This is a genomic window from Streptomyces griseobrunneus (assembly GCF_046713465.1).
GTDB lineage: Bacteria > Actinomycetota > Actinomycetes > Streptomycetales > Streptomycetaceae > Streptomyces > Streptomyces microflavus.
Genome location: NZ_CP177080.1, coordinates 1,080,750 through 1,097,692 on the forward strand (window position 1 = coordinate 1,080,750; position 16,943 = coordinate 1,097,692).

The following is a 16,943-nucleotide window of genomic DNA, read 5'->3' on the forward strand; positions in this document are numbered from 1 at the left end:
TCAGCTCTCCTGTCGCTGGCGGCGGGTGGTGGGCTGGGTGACCCGGTCGAGCATCAGGCCGAGGCAGACGATCGCGGCTCCGGCGACGAGCCCGGTGGCCAGGTCGCCCTGGGCGAGGCCGAGGACGACCTCGTAACCGAGTGCACCGGATCCGACGAGTCCGCCGATGATGACGACGGCGAGGACCAGCACGACCGCCTGGTTGACGGCGAGCAGCAAGGAGGGCCTGGCCAGGGGCAGTTGGACCTGGCGCAGCTGCTGGCCGGTGGTGGCGCCGAGCGAGCGGGCGCACTCCATCGCGGCCGGGTCGACGCCCCGCAGGCCCTGGGTGGTGATGCGGACGACGGCGGGCAGCGCGTAGACGACGGCGGCTGCTGCGGCGGGTGCGCGGCCGACGCCGAAGAGGGCGACGACGGGGATCAGGTAGACGAACTGCGGCATGGTCTGGAAGACGTCCAGGACCGGGCGCAGCAGCCGTTCCAGGCGCTCACTGCGGGCGGCGCCGATGGCGATGCCGAAGCCGAGGACCAGGGTGACCGCCACTGCGGCGAGCACCTGGCTGAGGGTGTCCATCGACGGCTCCCACACGCCGAGGACGCCGATCGCGGCCATGGCGAGGACGGCGGTGGCGGCGGTGCGCCAGGTGCCGATGGTCCAGGCGAGGGCGGCGACGATCAGCAGCACCGACCACCAGGGCAGTCCGGTGAGTCCGCTGCGCAGCGGGTTGAGGACGCCGCTGGTGAAGTGGGAGGCGAGGTCGGCGGTGCCGCCGACGACGGGCACGCCGGTGTAGAGGTGGTCGACCATCCAGTCCTTGGCGGTGTTCACCGGTCCGGCGATCGCCACCGTGACGTCCTCGGGCCAGACCCGGCCGTCGGTGGCCCGTCCCACGAGGGCGACGACGGCGGTGGCCACGGCGGCCAGGGTCCAGCCGCGCCATCCCCGGAGGAGGGCCGGGCCGGTGGGCTCGGCGCCGATGCGGCGGCCCGCCGCCTCCGTCGTACGGTCCAGGACGACGGCCAGCAGCACGATCGGGATGCCCGCGGCGAGGGCGGCGCCCACGTCGACGGAGGACAGCGCCTGGTAGACGCGGTCGCCCAGGCCACCGGCGCCGATCACCGAGGCGATGACAGCCATGGAGAGCGCCATCATGATGGTCTGGTTGAGGCCGAGGAGGAGCTCCTTGCGGGCCAGCGGCAGCCGGGCCGTGATCAGCCGCTGCTTCCCGGTCGCGCCGAGCGAGACGACGGCCTCCATGACGCCCGCGTCCGCGCCGCGCAGGCCGAGTGCGGTGAGCCGGGCCATCGGCGGAGCCGCGTACACGACGGTGGCGAGGACCGCTCCGGGCACGCCGATGCCGAAGATCAGCACCACGGGGAGCAGATACGCGAAGGCGGGCAGCACCTGCATGGTGTCCAGGACCGGGCGCAGCACGCGGAACGTGCGGTCGGAGAGCCCGGCGGCCAGGCCGAGGAGCAGTCCGAGTACGACGGAGGCGAGGACGGCCACGGCCATCAGGGCGAGCGTCTGCATGGTCGGCACCCACATGCCGAGCAGCCCGCAGACCAGGAACGAGACGGCCGCGGTGAGGGCGAGCCTGATGCCCGCGACCCGCCAGGCGACGGCGGCGGCGAGCACGGTGACACCGGCCCAGCCGAGGGCCAGGAGCACCAGGTAGACCCCGCGTACGGAGAGCACGACGGCGTTGCTGATGTGGCCGAAGAAGTAGAGGAAGAGCGGGTGGTTGTCCCGGTTGGAGACGATCCAGTCGGTCACCTCGCCGAGCGGCGCCGAGAGGTCGGCGGTGAGCGCGTCCGGCCAGATGCCGCCGCCCCACCGGCTGTGCACGAGGGGGACGAGGACCACGGCGGCGAGCGCGAGCAGCAGGAGCTTTCCGGCTGCCGGGCGGTCACGGAGGGCGGCCAGCGGTCCCCGGCGCGCGCCCGCCTGCGCGGGGCGGACCGGGGTGGCCTGGGCGGTGGCCATCAGACGGTCACCTCGCGGGAGCCGTCCGGAGCCTCGGGGGTTCCGGCTGTTCCGGTCGCGCCGGTGGATCCGGTCGCGCCGGTCGTTCCGCTCGTACCGGCAACGACGTCGAGGAGGCACGCGTGGTCGACGACGCCGACGAGGCGGCCGGCGTCCATAACCCGGGCGGCGGGGTCGCCGGAGCGGGAGACCGCCTCGATGGCCTCGTACACCGTGGCGTCGGGGCGCACGGCCGGGCCGCGTTCGCTCTCCCCGGCGAGCGCGGGGCGCATCGCGGTGGCGACGGTGAGGACCTGCTCGCGCGGCACGTCCCGGACGAACTCGGCCACGTAGTCGTCGGCGGGCGAGCCCACGATCTCCTCGGGGGTGCCGAGCTGGACGATGCCGCCGTCGCGCATCAGCGCGATCCGGGTGCCCAGGCGCAGCGCCTCGCTGAGGTCGTGGGTGATGAAGACCATGGTGCGGCCCTCCTCACGGTGCAGCCGGACCACCTCGTCCTGCATCTCCCGGCGGATCAGCGGGTCCAGCGCGCTGAACGGCTCGTCGAAGAGGAGGACGGAGGGGTCGACGGCGAGCGCGCGGGCCAGGCCGACACGCTGCTGCTGGCCACCGGAGAGCTGGGAGGGGCGGCGGTCCTCCAGACCCGCGAGGCCCACCTTCTCCACCAACTCGGCGGCCTTGGCCCGGCGTTCGGCCTTGGAGAGGCCCTGGATCTCCAAGCCGTAGGCGACGTTGTCCAACACCGTTCGGTGCGGCAGCAGTCCGAAGTGCTGGAAGACCATCGCGGCGCGGTGGCGGCGCAGTTCGCGCAGCCGGGAGCGGTCCATCGCGAGGACGTCCTCGCCGTCGATGGCGAGGGTGCCGCTGGTGGGCTCGATCAGCCGGGTCAGACAGCGTACGAGGGTCGACTTGCCGGAACCCGACAGGCCCATGACGACGAAGACCTCACCCTTGCGGACGTCGAAGGAGACATCGCGTACGGCGGCGGTGCAGCCGGTGGCCTCGCGCAGTTCGGCGGGCGGGAGGGAGGCGTGTTCGCTGCCGGGGATGCGGTCGGCCTTGGGGCCGAAGACCTTCCAGAGGTTGCGTACGGAGAACACGGCGTTCTCGTCGGCAGCCTCAACTGCGGCCTCGGTGACCTTGGTTGCGGTCATCGGACATCACCTCCGGTGCTGGTACCGGTGACCGGGACGGCGTCACGCGCCTGGTCCGCGAGGAGTTCGGCGCACTTCTCGCCGACCATGAGGACTCCGATCATCGGGTTGACGGCGGGCATGGTCGGGAAGACGGACGCGTCGGCGATCCGGATGGACTGAAGGCCACGGATGCGCAACTGCGGGTCCACGACGGCCTCCTGGTCGTCGGGGGCGCCCATCCTGCAGGTGCCCGCCGGGTGGTAGACGGTGTGGGCGACCTTGCGGGCGTACTCGCTGATCTCCTCGTCCGAGGTGATATCAGGACCGGGGCAGACCTCGCGCTTCAGCCAGTGGGCGAGCGGTTCGGTGGCCGCGATCTCACGGGCGAGCTTGATGCCGTCGACCAGGGTCCGGCCGTCGTGGTCGTCCTCGTCGGTGAAGTAGCGGAAGTCCAGGGCAGGCTTGGCCTCGGGGTCGGCGCTCGTGAGGTAGAGGCGGCCCCGGCTGCGCGGCTTGGGGATGTTCGGCGTCATCGACACCCCGTGCTCGGGCTTCTCGTAGCCGAGCCGCTCCGGGTTGTCGGTGAACGGGATCTGGTAGAAGTGGAACATCAGGTCCGGGCCCCGGGATCCGGGGTCGCGGCGGACGAAGAGTCCCGCGTCGGAGTCCATCGCGGAGTTCTCCGGGATGGGCCCGTCGGTCTCCCAGACGATGACGGACTCGGGGTGGTCGAGCAGGTTCTCACCGACGCCCGGAAGGTCGTGACGGACGTCGATGCCCAGCGCCTCCAGGTCTTCGCGCGGGCCGATCCCGGAGTGCAGCAGCAGCCGGGGCGTGTCCACCGCGCCCGCGCAGACGATTACCTCACGGGCCGCTCGCAGCAGGATCTCCTCGCCGTCCTTCGTACGGACGTGTACGCCGGTGGCGCGGGTGCCGTCGAACTCCAGCCGGTACGCCCAGGTCTCCAGCAGGATCCGGAGGCCCGGGCGGTCGCCGGCCTCGATGTGCGGGTGGAGGTAGGCCACCGAGGCGGAGGAGCGCTTGTTGTTCTCGGGGTGGTAGGCGAGGTCGAAGAAGCCGACGCCCTCGTGGAACGGCTTGCTGTTGAAGCTGTCCACGCGCGGGACCCCGGCCGCCGCCTGGGCGGCGTCGACGAAGTCGCGGGCGATGGCGTTGCGGTCCTTCTCGTCGACCGGGACGATGTTGTTGCGCAGCTTGGCGAAGTACGGGTCCATCGCGGCCGCGCCCCAGCCCTCGGCGCCCGCCTCGGCCCACTCGTCCCAGTCGCCGGGCAGCGGCTTGAAGCTGATGAGCGTGTTGTGCGAGGAGCAGCCGCCGAGGACCCGGGCCCGGCTGTGCCGGATGTGGGAGTTGCCGCGCGGCTGCTCGGTGGTGGGGTAGTCGTAGTCGAGGTCGCCGCCGAGGAGGCCGAGCCAGCGGCGCAGGGTCAGCACGTCGTCGCGGTCGATGTCGGTGGGGCCGCCCTCGATGACGGTGACGGTGACGTCGGGGTCCTCGGTGAGCCGGGAGGCGATGACCGATCCGGCGGTGCCGCCGCCGACGATCACGTAGTCGGCCACGGGGCCGTCGGGGTCGGGGACTGCGGTGCTGCGGGGGGTGGGAGGCATCGGTCACTGCTCCTTCTGCAAGGTTCGTGCGTGTGCGTGCTGCTGCGAACAGCCGGGCGGGACCGGGCGGTTCCGCAAAGAGGGCGCCCGGTCCCCGCAGGTGTCAGCCGGCGAACCAGCGCTGGGGGCGCGGGTTGAGGTTCTGGTAGATGTGCTTGGACTCGCGGTACTCGGCGAGCCCCGTCGGGCCGAGCTCGCGTCCCGTACCGGACTTCCCGAAGCCGCCCCACTCGGCCTGCGGGAGGTAGGGGTGGTAGTCGTTGATCCAGACGGTGCCGTGGCGCAGCCGTCCGGCGACCCGGCGGGCCCGGCCGGAGTCCGTCGTCCAGACGGCGCCCGCGAGGCCGTAGTCGGTGTCGTTGGCCAGGGTGATGGCCTCTTCCTCGGTACGGAAGGTCTCGACGGTGAGAATCGGGCCGAAGGTCTCCTCGCGGACCACCTTCATCTCCCGGTGGCAGCCGTCGAGGACGGTCGGCCGGTAGAAGTAGCCGCCTTCGGGGCGTACGTCGCTGGGCTCGGGGCGCGCGCCGCCGGCCCGGACGATCGCGCCCTCCTCGCGGGCGGAGGCGACGTACGCCTCGACCTTGGCGAGCTGCTGGGCGGAGACGAGCGGGCCGCACTCGACGCCGTCGAAGGTGCCACGGCCGAGGCGGATGGCGTCGGCGCGGCGGGCCAGCTCGGTGACGAACCGCTCGCTGACGGAGTCCTGGATGATCAGGCGGGCGCCGGCGGAACAGACCTGGCCGCTGTGGAAGAACGCGGCGTTCAGGGCCTGGTCGACGGCGGTGTCGAAGCCCTCGTCGGTGGCGCAGGCGTCGGCGAAGACCACGTTGGGGTTCTTGCCGCCGAGCTCCAGGGCGACCTTCTTCACGGTGGGGGCGGCGGCCTGGGCCACCTTCGTACCGCTGGCGAGGCCGCCGGTGAAGGAGACCAGGTCGACGTCCGGGTGCTCGGAGAGCCGGGCGCCGACGGGGTCGCCCGCGCCCGTGACGAGGTTGGCCGCACCGTCGGGGAGGCCGGCCTCGGCAAGCAGCCTGATCAGTTGGACGGTGGAGAGCGGGGTGACCTCGCTGGGCTTGAGCACGAAGGTGTTGCCGGCGGCGAGGGCCGGGGCGATCTTCCAGCTGGCCTGGAGGAGGGGGTAGTTCCAGGGGGCGATGAGGGCGCAGACGCCGACGGGCTCGTGCACGACGATGCTGTGGACGTCGGGGTCGCCCGCGTCGACGACCCGGCCGCCGCTCTCGTTCATCACGAGGTCGGCGAAGTAGCGGAAGGCGTTGGTCACGTCGTCGACGTCGACCCGGCCCTCTTCGAGGGTCTTGCCGGTGTCACGGCTCTCGGTGATCGCGATCTCCTCGCGGTCCCGCTGGAGCAGCTCGGCGACCCGGCGCAGCAGCCCGGCCCGCTCGGCGACGGGCTTGTGCGGCCAGGGGCCGTCGTCGAAGGCACGCCGCGCCGCCGCGATCGCCGCATCGGTGTCCTCGACGCCGCCCTCGGCGACGACGGCCAGGACGGTGGCGTCGGCGGGGTCGAGGATCTCGCGCGTGGCGCCTGATCCGGCGGCCCGCCAGGTGCCGTCGATGTGGATGGTGCTGAGCGCCGACATGTCGATTTTCGCCTTCCGTACCCGAAATGCCCCCGTTCGGTTCGGCCGGGGGCGTCCTGCGCGGTGGAGCCGGGGTACGGCCGCACCAGCGGTCCGAGCCCCTCCCCGGTTCGGCGGAATGTATGCCAAGAATTTCACTCTGCGTGACGCAGCTCACTCGGGAGGCGGGCCGGCCCGGGAGGTGTGCCGGGTCACTTTCCGGTGGAAGGGGCGGGCCCGGTTCGCCAAAAAGCCCGGCCCCGGCCGACCGGGCGGGCGGGCGGGCTGATCCGGCCGACGTCGACGACGACGGCGCCCGGCAGGGTGGCCCCGCACGACGCGGTGAGCCGCCGGGCGAAGGCGCGTACGGCGGACTCCTGCGGGTGTCCTGCCAGCGGGGCCGCGTCGAGCAGCCCGTGGACGGCGTACCGCGATCCCGTGCGGATCTCCCCGTCGAGCAGGAAGAGCCGGAACTCCTCGGCCCATGTCACCACCGAGCCGACCTGGACCAGGGGGTCTCCCGCAGCGGGCGGCAGCTCGGCCCCGCTCCCGAACACGGCGGCCGGGAAACTCTTGTCGGTCGGTGGCTTCGCGAACAGCGGGCCGGGGAGGCGCCGGGCCTCGGAGAGCGGTAAGCGGCGGATGCGCCGCCCGGTGAACGCGTACGGCAGCGCGTCCAGCCACCCGTCGTCCGGCTCCAGCAGCGCCACCCCGAGCGGCCGCGCGACGCGGGCGGCGAAGCGCGGGCCGCCGTAGTAGTGCCCGTCGCACCGCTCCCGGTACCGGTCCGGCACCGTGCCCACGGGCAGGACGGTCACCTCCATGGAGCGCCTGCGTGCGGCGTCGGCCGGGAGCGCGGCCGTGGTGGAGCGGTGCGGGGCGAGGGCGAGGAAACCCGCTCGGGACGGCATACGCGTGTGCGGCTGCCGGGCCTCAGCCCAGCAGCACCGGGAAGGCGGCCATGTCGTTCTGCGTCATCACGGGCAGCTTGCTGATCTCCGCGTCCGGGATGGCGAGCCGGAGTCCGGGGAAGCGGGTGAACAGGGCGGGCAGGGCGACGGCCGCCTCGACCCGGGAGAGCGCGGCGCCGGGGCAGATGTGCGGGCCGTGACCGAAGGTCATGTGGCGGTTGCGGCTGGCGCGGGTGATGTCGAAGGCGTCGGCGTCGTCACCGTGCTGCTCGATGTCACGGCCGATGGCGCGGTAGGAGATGACGACTCCCTCCCCCTCCTTGATCACGGTGTCGCCCACGGTGATGTCCTCGGTGGCGAACCGCATGAGGAGGTGCGTGGTGGGAGTGTCCCAGCGCAGCGTCTCCTCGATCACCGCGTCCCAGCCGATCTCGCCGGCCAGCACCTTCTCCAGCTGGTCCGGGTGGGAGAGCAGCGCGCGCACAGCGTTGAGGATGAGCCCGATCGTCGTCTCGTGTCCGGCGGCGACCATCGCCTTCAGGTTGCCCACCACCTCCTCCTCGGTGAGCGGCTCGCCGCCCTCCTCGGCCAGGATCAGCGCACTGGTGAGGTCGTCCGTCGGGCGGGCGGTCTTCTCCCGTACGAGGCCGGTGTAGAAGACGTCCAACTCGGCGAGGAGCGCTAGGCGTTCGTCCTGCGGGGTCAGCATGGAGAAGAACGCCTTGTACTGCCGGGTCAGCATCGCGTGCTGGGACTCGTCGACGCCCATCAGCATGCCGACCACCTTCATCGGCAGCGGCTGGGCGAAGACCGCCTTCAGGTCGACGGTCCCGTCCTCGGCCCGCGCCGCGTCGAGGTTGTCCAGCAGCTCATCGGTGAACTTCTCGATGGCCGGGCGGATCGCTTCGAGCCGCCGGGGGGTGAGCGCCTGCGAGGTCTTGGTGCGCAGCCGCCGGTGCTCGGCCCCGTCCACGGTGAACATGGAGCGCCCGGCGTCGATCATGCCGATCAGCGGCCAGGCACGTGTCACCACTCCGCTCCGCCACAGGCCCCAGGCGTCGATGTCCTTCACCAGCCGTGGTTCGACGAGGAGTTGACGGGCCTCGGCGTGCCGGGTGACCGTCCAGGCGGGGACCCCGAGCAGCTCGACCCGGGCCAGCACTCCGGCGTCGCGCAGCCGCGTGGTCTCCCCGTCCAGGTCCTGGACCATGGGGTCGATGGTGATGGTCCCGGCGCCTCGGTCGGTCTGCGCGGCTCCGGTGTGCGGGCAGTTCACAAGGCGTCTCCTGTCGTGCGTACGGGGGTGAAGCGGACGGGCAGCGCGGTCATCCCGCGCAGGAAGGCGGAGGGCCGGCGCACCAGTTCCGTTGAGGGGACGGCCAGTTCGAGGTCGGGGAGCCGGTCCAGCAGCACTTCGATGCCGGTACGGGCGATGATCTCGGCGATCTCCTGGGCGGGGAAGGGGCAGCGGTACTCGCCGTGGCTGAACGCCATGTGGGCGCTGTTGCCGCCCTGCCCGGAGCGGACCACCTGGTCCGTGACCTGCTGCCGGATGTGCGGGTCGGCGTTGGCGGCGCCGAGCCCGAGGAGCAGCATGTCGCCGCGGGCGATGTTCTGCCCGCCGAGCCGGGCGTCCCTCGACGCCCACCGGCCGGCCAGGATCTGGGTCGGGCCGTCCTCCCAGAGCACCTCGTTCATGGCCTCGGCGACGCTGTGCCGGCCGCCGGAGAGGGCGTCGGCGAACTGGTCCTCGGTGAGCATCAGCCGGGTGGAGTTGCTGATCCAGTCGGCGGTGGTGAGGTGCCCGGCGGCCGTGATGGCCATGAGGTCGAGCGCGTACTCCTCGTCGGTGAACGGCTCGGGGTGGGCGATCATCCGCGAGGTCACGTCGTCCCCGGGGTGCGCCCGCTTGGCCGCGACGAGCCGGTGCATGTGTTCGCCGAAGCGCAGGTGGGCCTTCTGGGCGCCGGGACCGCCGTCGGCCAGGTCCTTGAGCACCTGGGCGATGTCGGCGCCCTCGTCGTCGGGGAAGCCGACGAGCCGGGCGAGGACCAGGACGGGGAGTGGCACGGCGAACTCGGCGACGAGGTCGGCGGTGCCCCGGCTGCACATGGCGTCGATGAGCCGGTCCGCCAACTGCTCGCAGTGCTGGCGGATCTCGAACGGGTCGGCCGCTTCGAGCGCCGGGACGACCATCTCCACATGACGCCGGTGCTCGGCCCCGGCGGTGAAGTAGATGGACGGCATGGGGGTCCCCACCATGGGCAGCAGCGGCCAGTCGGCGGGGATGTTCTCCCACTGGTTCCACAGGGAGACGTCCCGGGGGAACAACTCGCCGTCGCTGGTGACCTGGTGGAGTTCCCGGTAGCCGATCACCAGCCAGGCGGGGAAGCCGCCGGGCAGCTCGACCGGGACGACGGGGCCGTGGTCGCGCCGCATGGAGCGGTAGAGCGCCTGGGGTTCGGTGTGGAAGCCGGGGCCGCTGAGCGGAACGGCTCCCCTGCCGGAGCCCATGGGGCAACCACCGCCTCCACCGGCCGGGGGCGCGGGCGTGGCGGGCGAGGGGTTCGTCATCGTACGGACTCCAGTGGCGACGGCTTCGCGCGTTGCGACCATACGATCAACGCGGCACCACTATAAGGAGGTTCGGTGAACCGACGGGGCCGAATCGCGCCCTTTTCTGCCCGCTCCCGGTTACCTCTGCCCGCTTCGCCGATCACTCTCGTATGACATGTGCGCAGGTTTGATCACAAGATCGACACCGGACTCACTGCCTCCGGTTCAGGGCCGGCCGCCGGACCAACTGCCCCCGGTTCAGGGCCGGCCGCCGGACCAACTGCCTCCGGTTCAGGATCAGCCGCAGAGGCCGCCCGACGGCTCGGTGAACGCCACCTGGACCTGCCACTGGCCCGTGCGCAGCGTCAGGCCGTCCGTGAGGTCCTTCGCCCGTTCCGCGTCGGTCATCCAGAGGTTGACGGCCGACCCCAGCAGGACCGGGTCGAGCGGGGGCCGCCGCGCGCCCCAGGAACGTTCCGCACGGGCCTCCAGCTGCCGCCCGCCCCGCAGCCGGACCAGGCAGCGGCTCTCGTCCAGCCGCGCCACGAGGACGTTGAGGTTCTCGTGGCGCACCGCCGCCTCGGCCACCCAGTCCAGGGCGGCCACCTCGGCGTCCGTGACCGTACGGGCCAGCACCTCTGCGGCGTGCGGCCAGTAGGGATGGTTCTCCTCGGTCGTGACGGCGTAGAAGCCGAGGGCCTCGGTGTGGTGCCCTGCCACCAACGGCCGGCGCTGGAGGTCGACGGCTCCCCCGGCGTCATGGGCGCCGGTCACGTCGTACGCCGTCGCGGCCGTACGGCGTACGGGCTCGGGGTCCGGTACGGGCATCGGCTGCGGGGCCGCTTCCGGCACTCCGACCCCGCGCCCGGCGAGGAACGCGTACATCCGGGCGCGGGTCACCTCGCCGGAGGTGTCGACCGAGGCGAGCTGACGGTCCACGACGGGCCGCAGCTCCGCCGGGTCGTACCCGCGGGCCGCCGCCAGCAACTGCGCGTACAGATCACCGTCGGGATCCAGCCGCGGCGCGCCTCGCCCGAACGCGGCGGCGGGCGACGCCGGATCCAGCTCGTCCAGGCCGGTCGCGGCGAGCAGGGTGACGCGGTCGGCGGCGGCCGAGTAGAAGGTCGTACTGCCGTGGTCGCCGACCACCCAGTCGCCGGCCACCACGGCGGCACGCCACCCCTCCTGCGGCGGGATGATCATGAGCCCCGCGTCCATCGCGGCGCCGAGCCGCTCCAGCACGCCCGAACGGGTGTGCCGGGCCCACACGTTGGGGTGGAAGACGGCCGCGACGGCGAACTCGTCCGCCGGGAGCGAGGTGACCAGGCGCAGCGGCAGCTCCGGATGGCGGCCGAGCAGCGAGTGACGGCTCCAGGTGGAGTGGACGACCACCAGACGCCGCCCGTCGACCGCGCCGAGCCGCGAGCGGTAGCGGTCCCGGTGCGGCATGCTCGCGGCGATGCGCTGGAAGCACCAGTCGCCGACGGTCAGGGCGTACGGCGCGGCCTCGGGGCAGGTCTCGGCGAGCCGGTCGATCTGGGCCCGGTGCGAGACGCCGATCGCCTCCGGGACGACCTTCCCCCGCCACATCAGCTCCCGCCGGGACAGCCCTGCGGGGGCGAGCGTGTCGCCCGTCGACTCGGTGACGAGGCGGTTGTACCCCGCGCCGTGCGGCAGCACCATCAGCGGGGCGTCGAGCCGGCGCATCGTCGGGTGCACCGAGCAGCTGACCGCCAGGTCGAAGGAGCGCCGGGTGGCCTCCTTCCAGCTCAGCACCTGGACGCCGAGCCCGGCGAGATAGGAGTCGAGCCCGTCCGCGAACGCCGAGCCGGGGTTGACCGTGAAGTACTTCCCGATCCCGTCCTCGGTGCGCAGCAGGTGCATGACGTCCACCAGCCGGGTGGCGGAGGTGAGGGTCCGCGCCACCCCGAGCACCTCCGCCTTCGGCGGGTCCCAGGTGTTCCACCGGTCGTGGCCGGGCCGGGCGGCGCGGCGGAACCGGGCGTACGGACGGCTGAGCAGCGACGGCACCGAGGACAACGCGTGGCTCCGGGGAGAGGAGGGGTGGAGGACTGAGGGCGGAGGGTCAGGCCGGGGGTGCGGCCGGTGGCTCCAGTCCCATGTTCCGCCGGAGCTCGCGGAGCTTCTCCTCGCAGGCGGCCCTCAGGGGCCGGTCCTCGGCCCGGTCGGCGAGCGCGGCCAGCAGCTCGAGCGCCTGGTCCAGCTTGGCGAACTGCTTGAGACCGGCCGCGCGGTCGGCCGCCGCCACGGTCGCGGCGACCGCGCGGTCCAGCGAGCCGAGGCCGACGAAGGCCTGGGCCCGTACGAGGTCGATCCGGGGCAGCATCGGCTCGTCGCCGGTGGTGCGGGCCACCTCGGCCGCCTCGTCCAGCACGCCGAGCGCGTCGGTCCACCGCTCGCCCACCACCAGCGCCTGGGCGACGTTGTAGCTCTGCACGACGACACCGTGCGGGTCGGGGACGGCACGGTTGGCCGCCAGCGCGCGTTCGAACAACTGCCGTGCCTCCTCGGCCCGTTCGCCCACCGCGCGGGGCGTTCCCTCCGACCGGCCGCGCGCCAGCGCGATCAGCCCTCGGCTCTCCCAGACCACACCGCTCAGCCGCGGGTCGCCCGCCGGCTCCAGAAGGTCTGTCGCGGCGTCGAGCTGGGACTCCGCGCGGTCCAGGTCGCCGAGCTCGTAGGCAGCGCGGGCCACCTGGTTCCGCATCCGGATCTCGACGTCGGGGCGCGCCTCGTGCTGGGCAGCCTCGATGCCCAGGAGGCCCGACTCGACGCAGTCGGCCAGGTGTTTGCGGCTGTGGTAGAGCGCCCACAGCGACTCGCAGAGCCGCCACACCTCCTGGTGCCATCCCTCGTCGGCGGCGACCCGGATGACGGCCTGGAGATTGTCGCGCTCCGCGTCCAGCCACTCCAGCGCGTCGGCGCCGCCCGTGAACAGCGCTTCCTTCGAGCCGAGTTCGGCGAGCGGGCGGACCGGCGGCGGCTGGATCCTGAAGCGCGCGCCGAGCACCAGCGCGTCTCCGTGGGCCGCCGCGTCGGCGTAGAAGTCCACGACGAGCCGCAGGAGGGACCGCCGCCGGTCCTCGGGCAACGCCCTGGCGCACTGCCGGGCATGGGCCCGCACCACATCGTGCAGCCGGTAGCGCCGGGGCCGGTCGGCGGACTCCACCAGGACCGCGAGCCGGGAGGAGAGGAGCTCACCGAGACCCGCGTCGACCCGGGTGGCGCCGACGGCCCCGAGCAGGTCGGCCGTCGCCGTCGTGCCGGGCAGGACCCCGAAGAGGTCGTAGAGGTGCCGGGTGTCGTCGGAAACCTCGGCCACCACCGCGTCCAGCACCGCGTCGACCGCCTCGCCCACGCCGTCCTGTGCGGGTCCCCCGCTCACGCCCATGGCCACGCCCATCGCCTCCCGAGCTCCGTCGTCGCCCGTTCCGTACCTCCCGGCCGTCAGATCACGCACCACGTCGTCCAGGGTCAGCTGCGGCCGCGCCGCCAGCCACTCCACCGCGGCCCGCAGCGCCAAGGGGTGTCCCGCGCAGAGCCGTACGACATCGGCGGCCGTCCCCTCGTCCGCGTCGGCGTACCAGCGGCGTACGAGCTCGGTCCCGGCCCGGTCGTCGAGCGGGGCGACGTCGATCAGCACCGCCCCGTCCATCAGCAGCGACGGCAGGGCCCGGCGGCCGGTCACCACGAGCAGCCCCTGCGGCGGCACCAGTGCCCGCGCCTCCGGGGCGTGCTGGACGTTGTCCACCTTCACGAGCAGGCGGAGCGGGGCGGCGACGCTGCGGAAGAGGGCCGTGCGTTCGGCGAGTCTTCCCGGCACGTAGTCCTTGTGGACCCCGAGGGCGCGCAGGAACCCGCCGAGCACAGCGGCGAGGTCGACCGCCCCGTCCCGGCGGTGATCCTCCAGGTCGACGTAGAGCTGGCCGTCCGGGAAGAGCTGCGCCAGTTCACGGTGGACGGCCTGGGCGACGAGCTGGGTCTTGCCGACCCCTCCGACCCCGACCACCATCACCACACCCGGCTCCGGATCGGCGGCCAGGGCCAGGGCGGCATCCCGCAGACCGGCGAGCTCCTGGGTCCGGTTGACGAACACCCGGGTGGGCGGGGGCCCCTGACACGGCGGGGCGGCGGGCGCGGCGGGCGGCAGCTGGATGCCCTCGATGTGCCGCGCCATCAACAAGGGCCCGACGACGACGGCATCACCCGACACCGAGTTGTACGTCGCTCCGCCGCCGTCCGTACCGACGCTGCTCAACCCGTCTCCTTCCGCCGGTGCGGCCACCTCACCGAGGTGAACGCGCCGGTTCCCTTCCCGGCTTCCGCGTTCCGGAACCCGCCCCGGCCTCGCACTGTAGCCGCGCTCTACGATCGGGGGCGTGTGCGCAGACGTCATAGTTGCCGAGGACGACGAGAAGCAGGCCGAACTCGTACGCCGCTATCTGGAACGGGAAGGACACGCCGTACGGATCGTGGGCGACGGGCTCGCCGCGCTCGACGCCGTACGGCACAAGGAACCCGACCTCCTCGTCCTCGATGTGATGATGCCTCGGGCGGACGGCCTGGACGTGGTGCGGGTGCTGCGGGCCGAGGCCCGGGAGCTGCCCGTGCTGATGCTGACCGCCCGCACCACCGAGGACGATCTGCTGCTCGGGCTGGACCTCGGCGCGGACGACTACATGACCAAGCCGTACAGCCCGCGTGAGCTGATGGCCCGCGTCCGTACGCTGCTGCGCCGCACCCGGCGGCCGGCCGGGGTGGTGCAGGACCACGTTCTGCGGGTGGGCGGCCTCGTGGTCGATCCGGAGCGGCACGAGGTGACGGTGGACGGCGAGCCGGTGGAGTGCACCCGCGGCGAGTTCCGGATCCTGGCCGCGCTGGCGGCCGGTCCCGACCGGGTGTTCAGCCGTCAGCGGCTGCTGGAGGAGCTGCACGGCTTCGACCGCTACATCAGCGACCGGACGGTCGACGTGCACGTCATGAACCTGCGCAAGAAGATCGAACCGGCGCCCCGGCGGCCGGTGCGCCTGCTCACCGTATTCGGGGTCGGCTACAAACTGACCGACCCGGCGAAGGCCGCACGGCGTGGGTAGGGGCCGGTCCTCCCGGGTGCCGTTGCGGCGGAGTCTGCTGGGGCGGCTGCTGGGTGTGTCGGCGCTGGTCGCCGCGTGTTCGGTGGCGGCCACCGCCTGGCTCGCCGTTCAGACCACCTCGGGGGCGATCAAACAGGAGCAGGGCCAGAACCTGACCGCCGACGCCCGGATCTACGACACCCTGCTCGGCTACGCCGCCCGCCATCCGACCTGGGACGGGGTGGACGCGACCGTACGGGAGCTGGCCGAGCAGTCGGGCCGCCGGGTCGCGCTGACCACGCAGAGCAGGCAGCCGCTCGCCGACTCCGCCACCGCGACGGCCCCGCCCGCGCTGCCGCCGGAAGCCTCCGCGGTGGTCGACCCGTTGTCCGTGGACACCGTCCTGGCCGCCCGGAGCACCGAGGGGCAGGGCACGGCGGCGGACCGGATCGACCCGCGGGCGGTGGGCCCGTTCCTGCTCCCGGCGGCCGAACGCGTGACGCTGCGGCTGACCGCCGACCGGAACGCGGTGTGCCTGAACCGGGCGGGGATCGCCTCCGACGTGGTCGTCGGGCCGAGCGGACGGCCCCGGGTGCAGATGGTGGGCAACGACCCCGAACGGGCGCTGGGCACCCGCTGCGACCCCTCGGACCTGGACGCGCCCACGGCTACGGAGAAGAAGGCGCTCGGCGCGCTCGACGCGCTGGCCGACGCCTGTCTGAAGCGCCAGGGACGCGACGGTGTGCGGCTGAACCAGGACCTCTCGTGGGGCGAGGCGGTCGCCGTACCCCGCCCCGTTTCGGTGCCGAGGGACGCCCGCGAGGCGGCCCCCGTCCCGGCCCCCGTCCCGGCCGTCGAGCCGCCCCGGGAACTCACCGGGGAGGACGACCGGGCCATCGCCTCCTGCGTGGGGACCGCGCGCAGCGAACAACTCAGCTCGTACGTGGCCTCCCCCGCGCTCCTGTTCATCGGCGACGAGGGTGGGGCGACCGTGCCCGGCTTCGACCTCTCCCCCGCCAACACCGCGAAGATCGCCGGTGCGGCGGCGCTGGTCCTGGCGCTGACCGTGGGCGCCTCGGTGCTCGCAGGCGCCAGGCTGGTCCGCCCCCTGCACGCCCTCACCGGGGCCGCGCAGCGGATGCGGGACGGTGAGGAGCACGCCTCCGTCCCGGTCAGGGGGGACGACGAGATCGGCCGGCTGGCCGCCGCGTTCAACGACATGTCCGCGCACCGGGCGCGCCTGGAGGAGCAGCGCAAGGCCATGGTCAGCGATGTGGCGCACGAGCTGCGGACCCCGCTGAGCAACATCCGCGGCTGGCTGGAGGCGGCCCAGGACGGTCTGGCCGACCCCGATCCGGCGTTCGTGGACTCGCTGCTGGAGGAGGCGGTGCAGCTCCAGCACATCATCGACGACCTCCAGGATCTGGCCGCCGCCGACGCCGGGGTGCTGCGGCTGCACCCCGAACCGGTCCGTATCGAGGAGCTCCTGGGCCAGGTCGCGGCCGCACACCAGGCCCGTGCGGAGACGGCGGGCGTCACGCTGACGGTGGCGGCGGGGGCGGCCCCGGTTCTGCACGCGGACCCGGTCAGGCTGCGGCAGGCGGTGGGCAATCTGGTCTCCAACGCGGTACGGCACACCCCGGCGGACGGGACGGTGACGCTGCGCGCGTACGGGGAGGGGACCGGTTCCGCATCCGGGTCCGGACCCGGGATGGTGGTGATCGAGGTGGCGGACACCGGGACCGGCATTCCGGCCGCGGATCTCCCGTACGTCTTCGACCGCTTCTGGCGTGCGGAGAAGTCCCGCAGCCGCCGCACGGGCGGAAGCGGCCTCGGACTCGCCATCGTCCGCAAACTGGCCGAGGCCCACGGCGGGACGGCGAGCGCGACCAGTACGGAGGGGAAGGGCTCGGCGTTCACGCTCCGGCTCCCCCGCCACCGCGCCGTCGCCCTGATGGGATGACCACAGCGTCCTGACAGCTTCCTCATAACTCCCGGACAGCCTGGCTCCCTGCCCCGTACCCGGTGCACAACGGCACCCGGGCCCC

11 protein-coding genes are annotated in these 16,943 nt (G+C 73.1%); 2 read left to right on the forward strand and 9 right to left on the reverse strand.

The window, feature by feature from the left end; genetic code table 11:
- The 9 genes from ACK8N7_RS05050 to ACK8N7_RS05090 all read right to left on the reverse strand — a co-directional run bounded on the left by ACK8N7_RS05050 (position 1) and on the right by ACK8N7_RS05090 (position 14,081).
- The gene (locus ACK8N7_RS05050; protein ID WP_500441140.1) at positions 1-1,986 is read right to left on the reverse strand and encodes an ABC transporter permease; all 1,986 of its coding nucleotides are present in this window, start codon (positions 1,984-1,986) and stop codon (positions 1-3) included.
- The gene (locus ACK8N7_RS05055) at positions 1,986-3,140 is read right to left on the reverse strand and encodes a quaternary amine ABC transporter ATP-binding protein (RefSeq protein WP_500441141.1); all 1,155 of its coding nucleotides are present in this window, start codon (positions 3,138-3,140) and stop codon (positions 1,986-1,988) included. Before ACK8N7_RS05055 ends, ACK8N7_RS05050 begins: the two co-directional genes overlap by 1 nt.
- The gene (locus tag ACK8N7_RS05060) at positions 3,137-4,750 is read right to left on the reverse strand and encodes a GMC family oxidoreductase (RefSeq protein ID WP_403210317.1); all 1,614 of its coding nucleotides are present in this window, start codon (positions 4,748-4,750) and stop codon (positions 3,137-3,139) included. Before ACK8N7_RS05060 ends, ACK8N7_RS05055 begins: the two co-directional genes overlap by 4 nt.
- Before the next feature lie 103 nt (positions 4,751-4,853).
- The gene (locus ACK8N7_RS05065; RefSeq protein ID WP_403210315.1) at positions 4,854-6,356 is read right to left on the reverse strand and encodes an aldehyde dehydrogenase family protein; all 1,503 of its coding nucleotides are present in this window, start codon (positions 6,354-6,356) and stop codon (positions 4,854-4,856) included.
- A gap of 191 nt (positions 6,357-6,547) precedes the next feature.
- Positions 6,548-7,246 carry an ATP-grasp domain-containing protein gene (locus tag ACK8N7_RS05070; protein ID WP_500441143.1) on the reverse strand — a complete coding sequence of 233 codons (699 nt, stop codon included), beginning with the start codon at positions 7,244-7,246 and terminating at the stop codon, positions 6,548-6,550.
- A 22-nt stretch (positions 7,247-7,268) separates the two neighbouring features.
- Entirely contained in the window at positions 7,269-8,522 is a 1,254-nt protein-coding gene (locus tag ACK8N7_RS05075) for a cytochrome P450 family protein (RefSeq protein WP_403210311.1), read from the reverse strand.
- Positions 8,519-9,820, reverse strand: a complete 1,302-nt coding sequence (locus ACK8N7_RS05080; RefSeq protein ID WP_403210309.1) for a cytochrome P450 — start codon at positions 9,818-9,820, stop codon at positions 8,519-8,521. Before ACK8N7_RS05080 ends, ACK8N7_RS05075 begins: the two co-directional genes overlap by 4 nt.
- Before the next feature lie 279 nt (positions 9,821-10,099).
- Entirely contained in the window at positions 10,100-11,842 is a 1,743-nt protein-coding gene (locus tag ACK8N7_RS05085) for a hypothetical protein (protein WP_403210307.1), read from the reverse strand.
- A gap of 46 nt (positions 11,843-11,888) precedes the next feature.
- Entirely contained in the window at positions 11,889-14,081 is a 2,193-nt protein-coding gene (locus ACK8N7_RS05090) for a regulator (protein ID WP_500441146.1), read from the reverse strand.
- A 121-nt stretch (positions 14,082-14,202) separates the two neighbouring features.
- Here ACK8N7_RS05090 and ACK8N7_RS05095 point away from each other — a divergent pair, with 121 nt between their 5' ends.
- Together ACK8N7_RS05095 and ACK8N7_RS05100 are read left to right on the forward strand one after the other, a co-directional pair.
- Positions 14,203-14,916, forward strand: coding sequence for a response regulator transcription factor (locus ACK8N7_RS05095; protein ID WP_403210303.1), 714 nt, complete (start codon positions 14,203-14,205; stop codon positions 14,914-14,916).
- The gene (locus tag ACK8N7_RS05100; RefSeq protein ID WP_500441148.1) at positions 14,909-16,858 is read left to right on the forward strand and encodes a sensor histidine kinase; all 1,950 of its coding nucleotides are present in this window, start codon (positions 14,909-14,911) and stop codon (positions 16,856-16,858) included. Before ACK8N7_RS05095 ends, ACK8N7_RS05100 begins: the two co-directional genes overlap by 8 nt.
- Positions 16,859-16,943: the final 85 nt, after the last annotated feature.